Raw genomic sequence first — 6,722 nt, forward strand, 5'->3', positions numbered from 1 at the left:
GGGCCGCACCGCCACATCGACCGCCGGTCCATGAGCGGTATCACGGTGGCAGACGTGCTGGGCGCGGTGGAAGACCTGAGCGCCGAGCATGGCCTGACGGGCTGATCTCGCCGACGCCGGTGGCCCGCCACGAAATTTGCCGCACGGCGCGGGGGTAAGGCCGGGTTAGGCTTGGCGCCGGTACGGGTTGTCTAGCTGGCGCGCTCGCAGGAGGGCGGGGCCGCGAGGTGGTGGGCAATGGGGTCGCGCCGGTGGCCGAAGCGCACGAGGAGGGGTTAGCGATGGCGGAGATGCTCAGCGTCGAATACGACGAACTGATTGCCAGGGCCGCCGAACTCGAGGCGCCACTGCCGGCGGCGCCCGCCGAGGCCCCGGTACCGCCGTGTGAGGTCCCCTTCGTCGTTGATTCGGCCACGCAACTGGGGCTGTCGTCGGGTGCCATCCGCGACTGCATCCGCTATTGCGAACAGGAGTATCAGGCGCTGGCGCAGTCCCTCAAAAACGCCGCCCAGGCCTACGAGGAGGTCGACGCGGCGGCTGCGGAGTCGATGGGCGGCGAGTCCTCGGGGTCAGGGGCGACGGCGGAGTCGTCCGGAGGGGACAGTCAAGCGCTTTCGGGCGGGGACGGTCAGGCGATGGGCAGGACAGACGCCCGCACACCTGAAGGTTGGACCCCGTACGTAATCCTGCCGGACTCAGTTGAGTTGCCCTACTACGACGTCGATACAGCAGCCCGGGACATCGAAGCTCCAGACCAGGGACCGGCGTTCAGCGGGTTCGCCGGCGACTGGGATTCCTACGCGCTGACCTTGCAGCAGGACGTCATGCCGCGGCTCCGCGCCTTCGAGTACTGGGACGGCACGGCCGCGAAGGCCGTCGAGGCCAACTTCGAGGCGTACAAAAAATACACGATCGGGCTGGTGGGGTATTGCAACCAGATCGCCGCCCAGGCCAGACAGGTTGTCGCGGCGCACAAGTGGGCCGTCACCGAACACCCGTCCACGTACGAATGTGGTCTGGCCAAGATGAACTACCTCAATTTCATGCATTATAACGACCCAAAGTTTCTGCGCGCCTTCAAAGAGGATTACGCGAAGATCCAGCAGAAGTCCGAAGAGGTCCTGGCCCAGTACCGGCTGCAGGGCGGCATGCCGCTGGCGCCGGTGTACCCGTCGGCGCCGCCCACCGCCACGCACATCCCGCCCGCCGATGCAGCCCTTCCCTCCGAGGATTCCGGCGGCCTGGGTGACGTGCTTTCCGGAGCGCTCGAGGACGTGCTGTCCGGGGGCCTGGATGGGGTGCTCCCCGGCAGTGGTGGTGAGGCGTTACCCGCCGGCGGCGGCGAGGCGTTGCCCGCCGGCGGCGGCGAGGTGCTGAGCGGTGTTGGCGGCTACCCCTATTCGGGCAACCTCTACGATGCGGTGTCCGGTCTGGCCGATACGGTTGCCAACCCGTATGCCGGTACCGCTGCGGGGGCCGGCGACGCCGCGGCGGCGTCGGGGCTGTCGGTCGGCTCCGGCATGAAACCGGCGTCGGTGGGCGGCGGCGTCGGGGGTGTCGATGTGCCGGGCACACCGCTGCAGCCCCCAACTGCTGCCGAATCGGCCGCCCAGGCGGGCGCGGGACGTGGTGCGGGGATCGGCGGCGTGGCCGGCGCCGGCGGCGGTGCGGGGGCCGGCGGTGCAGCAGGCAGCCGCGGCGGCATGGGCATGGCACCCATGGGTGGTGCGCCCGGGGCCGGGCAGGGCCAGGGGCAGGACAAGAAAGCCAAACGCCTGGGCGAGGAAGAGGAGATCTACACCGAAGACCGGGCGTGGACGTCGGGGATCATCGGTATTCGGGCGCGCAACGACACTCCCGACGACACCCGCCGCTGATCCCGCCCTCAGGTGAACGCCAGTCAACGGGGCCGCGTCGTTTCGGTGAAGCGTGCGTGCCCGACGGTTAACCGCATGCGGCGGAACGGAACTCGTGCGCGGCGGCCCACGCGGCCTAGGCTAGGCTCTTTTCAGGCCCTGCGGCCGGCCACGTCATCACCCGAGTAGGAGGACACTGCGGTGCCCAAAGTTTCCGATGTGATGAAGGTGCCGTTCAGCGGCCTCACCGCCGTCAAGGGATACGCAACCGGAAACTACGCCGACGCCGTCGCCAACACCGCGCTGATGGCCGGCCAGTTGGGCTACGCGTTCGGCAAATACTATGCGCCGGACAAATGGAAGAAACACTTCGGGGCCGAGGTCTACCTGCTCGAGATCGGGATCCAACTCGTGACGGCGCTGACGATCTTGCATGGAAGCGCCACCGATCAGGGACAGTTTTACGAGTTGGGCTCCGAAAAATTCGAGTTGGCGTGGGAAAACCTCAAGGATGCGACCGTGGGCGACGGCTCCTGGTCGGGCGACTCCGCGGACGCTTATGATTCGCGTAACGCCGCCCAGCTCGATTGGGCGAAGACGATGTCCGGCCTCGACGCGAGCATCGCAGCGATCCTGGCCAGGCAGGCCGGCGAGGTCAAAGACGCCAAACTCGCGTTGACGTACTGCCGGGCGGCGTTGACTGTCGCGATCCCCGTGGCCGTCGCCTTGCGGGCGTGGAATCCGATGGCATCATGGGCGTTTCAGATCGCAACGTTCGGCATGACGATGTCAGTCGCCACCATAATCACGAACGAGACGCGCATCAACGCCTCGGCCAACGGGACCGAGATCGACGCCATCACCGCGCAATACAACGTCGTTGCCGACAGCGCGTCGGTGACCGGTGCGGACTCGGTGGCACCCACCGCAACACCGGCACCCAAGACCACGGTCGGGGAGTTCGGCACCGTCGGCGGCGCAACCGCGCCGGCCCCGGCTGCACCCGGCATCGCCGCCCCGGCGCCGGTGTCCCGCAGTTCCGCCGCACAGTCCCCGGTGTCGGCGGCGGTCCCGTCCACCGCGGGCGGCGACACCCCCGAGGAGTACCCGGTGCCGGGCGTCGCCGCGGGCGGGACACCGCAAACCGGGATCGCGGCGGCCTTCGGCACACCAGTGGGTGGCCCCACGGCCACCCGTGCGCCCGGGGCGGCCCCGGCCGCGCCGCGCGGCGCCGGTGGCGAAAAACCCTCGGCTCCGGCATCGTCGGTCGATGACGAGCCGCGTGACGAACATCGTGACGGGGCCGGCGCGGGCGCCGAGCACACAGAACGCGTCCCCCTCGACGCAGTGGACCCCGCGGCCGCCGAGCAAGCCCGCGAGCGGGTTCGCTGAGGCGCGGTGCGCGGCCGCCGGTGCTCGGGAAGCAGACGTCGAGGGGAGGGTTCATGAGGAAGCTCAGTGCGGACACCAGTTACGTCGAGCAACTGGCATCCGAGCAGGACGAAGCGGCCAAGAAGCTCGAAGAGGCACTTGCCGTCGCCGACGGGCGGGCCCAAAAGCTGCTGTTCGACCACGGCCTGATCTGCATCGGCTCGGTCACCGCGATGAAACGCGCCGAGGAAGCCCGCGAACGCGCCTGCACCAACATGCTGGCGGTCTCGGTCGACCTCGCCGAAAAACTCCGGCTGAGCGCCGACGCGTATGGCAAGACCGATGTCCGCACCGGCGAAAACCTCGACCGCCAAGTGCTCTCCGACTGATCGACTGCCCTGTCCTGACACCGCCCGTGACCGTGAAAAGTCCAGAAAGAGAAGCGCCATAGTGGACACCACCCCATCTCGGCCCGGTAGCGACGAAGGCTTCGCCTTCCTGGATTTCGGCGACCAGTCCGTTCTCGACGGCGGTGATAGCTCGGATTTCGGCGACGGATATGCAGCGGATGACCGCGCGGTTTTGGATTTCGGCGACCAGTCAGGCCCCGGGAGCGCGGACCCGCCGGACATCGACGCCCTGGTGGGTGCCGAATCGTCCGCCTCCGCCGACACCGGCAGTGCGCCGGGATTGGCCGACGCGCTGCCCCGGGATGCCGGTGACACCGATACCGCCGATGCGGGCGAGGAGGATGACGACGAGCCGCTGGCGACGGTGACCAATCCCTCCGGAACCGTGTCGGTGACGGCGCGGATGGACGGGTCGATCCAGGTGGTCAAGCTGTCTCCGGAGGTGGCGTCGATGACCGAATCGGGTCTGGCCGAAGAGATATTCGTGATCGCGGACCTGGCGCAGCAACAGGCGTTGTCGATCCAGCGCACCTTCGTGTTCGAGTCCTTCCACGCGCTGGGCGCCGACGACGACGAAGCGTTGGCCGAGATGCTGGGCGAAGGGGTCACGGAGTTGCCGTCCCCGGAAGCGGCGGCACGGGCCCAGGCCGAGGTGTTCGCCACGCGATACGTCAGCGACGACCGATGACCGCCGCCAACGCTCCCGCAGAGAATTCCCCGGATCACAAGGACACCGACATGAGCCCCGACACGCACCCGCAGGTCGACCAGGTGCTGCGGATGGCGGAGCAGATCCAGTCGGTCATCGACGAGCAGGCGCACAAGTTGAAGACCGAATCGTTTTGCGGCGCCGACGAGGCCGACACCGTGCGGGTGACTCTCGACGGACGCCTGCGGCTGACCGGCCTGGACATCGAACCCGGCCTGCTCCGGTTGGGCGCCGGCGCCGTCGAGCGGCGGGTCAACGAGGCGATGCGCAACGCGCAGGCCGTCGTCACCGAGGCGGGCGACGCCGAGCGGGAGCGGATTCTGGAAGCGGTCGCACGCATCGCCGCCCCGCTGCAGCAGATGATCGGGCTGCCCGGCGCGGAAACCGTTTAGCGGCATCGGTAGTGGCGGCCCACGGGTGGGAGCGGGACTGGAGTGCAGCTATTCGTCGTCGGGGCACCGCGATCCGGGACGACTATCGTCACCCAGTTCCTCAACTGCCACCACCAGATCAAGCTCTTCGACGAGATCGACCTGATCGGGGCCGTCCGGATCGGGCGGCTGGCCGGCGGGCTCGAGGGATTCCTGCGTGAGCGCGGTGTCTACGAGACCTACCGGCGCTGCGCAGAGAAAACCGGCGACCCGCCCGCCGCCCTGCATGCGATCATGAACGAGATCGTCCGCCCCTGCACCATCTGGGGCGAGAAGAACCCTTGGTATGCGGCACGGTTGCACCAGCTCACGGGCATGTTTCCCGACGCCGCAGTCCTGTTCGTCTTGCGTGATCCCCGCGAGGTCGTCAATTCGGTTCTGCTGCGCAGGAACTCACCCCAGCGCAGGCCGCTGGATTTCTGGATCAAGGACACCGTGGCCGAGGCGCTGGCGCTGTTGCACCGTTTCCTGCAGCCGCTGATGTCCGGCGGCGCCGCACCCGCGGTGGCGCGCTACGAGGATTTTGTGGCCCAACCGGCAGCGGCACTGGATGCCGCGCTGGGCCGCTGGGGCCTGACGTTTTCCGACACCGCCGCCGGGATCGCCCATCCGCCCCCCGAGACGGTCGGTGACGGCCAGTTTTTCCGGGACGGCGCCGTGCTGCCGTGGAAGGCGGGCAACCTGCGCCCCTTGCGCCGGGTGATCCCGGCGCGCGACCGGATCGACGCCGACGACCCCGCCTGGGCCCAGGTGGACGCCCTGGCGCGCCACTTCGGTTATGACTGAACGGCTTCCACGGGCGCCGCTGCCGCGGCTCCGGGATTCGACCGCCGCCGAACTGCTGCACGCGGCACGCCGGTTTCAGGAGGCCGCGCTGGAGTGGCATCGCACAGCTCCCGCCGCCTCCGACACCAACGACCGAGTCACGGCGCGGGCGCTGCATCTGCACGCGCTGAATTTCGATCTGTGGCATCACGAAGACGCCGTCCGTCGCCCCGGCGTCGGCGACCCTGAGGTGGCCCGTGGGAAACGCGCCATCGACGACCTCAACGCCCGCCGCAACGCCGCCGTCGAGAACCTCGACGCCACGCTGCTCGAGCGGCTCGACCCAGTCCGAAGCGCACCGCTGCATACCGAGACCCCCGCGATGATCGTCGACCGGCTCTCGGTGCTCACCTTGCGCATGGTGCACACGCCAGACGCGGAACGGAACGGTTCGCGGCTCGCGGTGCTCGAACAGCAGTACGACGACCTCATCGGTGGCCTGGAGCGGTTCCTTGCGTGTATTCGGGACGGCCACATCGGATTCACGGTCTACCGGCAATTCAAATCCGCAGGTCAGCAGGGCTATTGCACTCTGTTCGAGGATCCGGGCGAGCGCTGAGGTCTCCCGTGGATTCCCGATTCCGGGTGCCCGCGGGAGTTGTGCGTGATAACGTCGCGGATCTGCTTCAGCCGGGAAGGCGCGTTGACGCCGCCGACGATGACGAGGCCGTTCGCTTGACGGATGGGTAGCGGCCGAGTCGCCCGGTCACTCGTGAATACCGCTAACTCGTGAATACGCGATCGCTCGAGCAGCACTACACTGCCCAGCCAGGGGGATGTTCTCGCGCTTGACCATTCGGGAGGGAATCATGACGTTTTTCGTCCAGCCGGAGGCCGTGCTGGCGTCGGCGGGTGCCGAGTCGGCGATCAGCGCGGAAACCGAGGCGGCGGCGTCGGCGGCGGCGCCGGCGCTGCTCGGAACGACACCGATGGGCGCAGACCCCGACTCGGCGATGTTCTCGGCCGCGCTCAACTCCTGCGGCGCCGGCTACCTGGGTGTGGTTTCCGAGCACGCGGCACAGCGCGGCCTGTTCTCCGGCGCGCAGAGCATGGCTTCGGGGGTGGCCGTCGCCACCGAGGCGGCGCGCGCTGCGACCCTGGGCACGTAGCGAGGGGAGAA

At 68.6% G+C, this 6,722-nt stretch carries 7 protein-coding genes and 1 pseudogene; all 8 read left to right on the forward strand.

The window, feature by feature from the left end:
• Positions 1–281: 281 nt before the first annotated feature.
• Positions 282–1,877, forward strand: coding sequence for a PPE domain-containing protein (locus tag AC2VOK_RS04025; RefSeq protein WP_428899335.1), 1,596 nt, complete (start codon positions 282–284; stop codon positions 1,875–1,877).
• A 180-nt stretch (positions 1,878–2,057) separates the two neighbouring features.
• Positions 2,058–3,248 (forward strand): EspA/EspE family type VII secretion system effector, encoded by a 1,191-nt coding sequence (locus tag AC2VOK_RS04030; RefSeq protein ID WP_428899336.1) that lies wholly within the window; start codon positions 2,058–2,060, stop codon positions 3,246–3,248.
• A gap of 53 nt (positions 3,249–3,301) precedes the next feature.
• Positions 3,302–3,616: an ESX-1 secretion-associated protein gene (locus AC2VOK_RS04035; RefSeq protein ID WP_428899337.1), complete on the forward strand. Its 315-nt coding sequence runs from the start codon at positions 3,302–3,304 to the stop codon at positions 3,614–3,616.
• 61 nt (positions 3,617–3,677) lie between these two features.
• Positions 3,678–4,325 (forward strand): hypothetical protein, encoded by a 648-nt coding sequence (locus AC2VOK_RS04040; protein ID WP_428899338.1) that lies wholly within the window; start codon positions 3,678–3,680, stop codon positions 4,323–4,325.
• 50 nt (positions 4,326–4,375) lie between these two features.
• Complete coding sequence (locus AC2VOK_RS04045) at positions 4,376–4,738, forward strand: YbaB/EbfC family nucleoid-associated protein (protein WP_428899339.1); 363 nt, start codon at positions 4,376–4,378, stop codon at positions 4,736–4,738.
• A 42-nt stretch (positions 4,739–4,780) separates the two neighbouring features.
• Complete coding sequence (locus tag AC2VOK_RS04050) at positions 4,781–5,563, forward strand: sulfotransferase family protein (protein ID WP_428899340.1); 783 nt, start codon at positions 4,781–4,783, stop codon at positions 5,561–5,563.
• Positions 5,556–6,161, forward strand: coding sequence for a DUF4254 domain-containing protein (locus tag AC2VOK_RS04055; protein ID WP_428899341.1), 606 nt, complete (start codon positions 5,556–5,558; stop codon positions 6,159–6,161). Before AC2VOK_RS04050 ends, AC2VOK_RS04055 begins: the two co-directional genes overlap by 8 nt.
• Positions 6,162–6,411: 250 nt before the next feature.
• Positions 6,412–6,642 (forward strand): annotated as a pseudogene (locus tag AC2VOK_RS04060) (PE domain-containing protein); the annotation flags it as partial.
• Positions 6,643–6,722: the final 80 nt, after the last annotated feature.

This window comes from Mycobacterium sp. TH-M116 (assembly GCF_057473685.1).

What these genes read in the sequence shown, in the direction of transcription:
- AC2VOK_RS04025 (WP_428899335.1), top strand. Translation starts at nt 282, where the DNA reads ATGGCGGAGATGCTCAGCGTCGAATACGACGAACTGATTGCCAGGGCC.
- AC2VOK_RS04035 (WP_428899337.1), top strand. Translation starts at nt 3,302, where the DNA reads ATGAGGAAGCTCAGTGCGGACACCAGTTACGTCGAGCAACTGGCATCC.
- AC2VOK_RS04045 (WP_428899339.1), top strand. Translation starts at nt 4,376, where the DNA reads ATGAGCCCCGACACGCACCCGCAGGTCGACCAGGTGCTGCGGATGGCG.
- AC2VOK_RS04055 (WP_428899341.1), top strand. Translation starts at nt 5,556, where the DNA reads ATGACTGAACGGCTTCCACGGGCGCCGCTGCCGCGGCTCCGGGATTCG.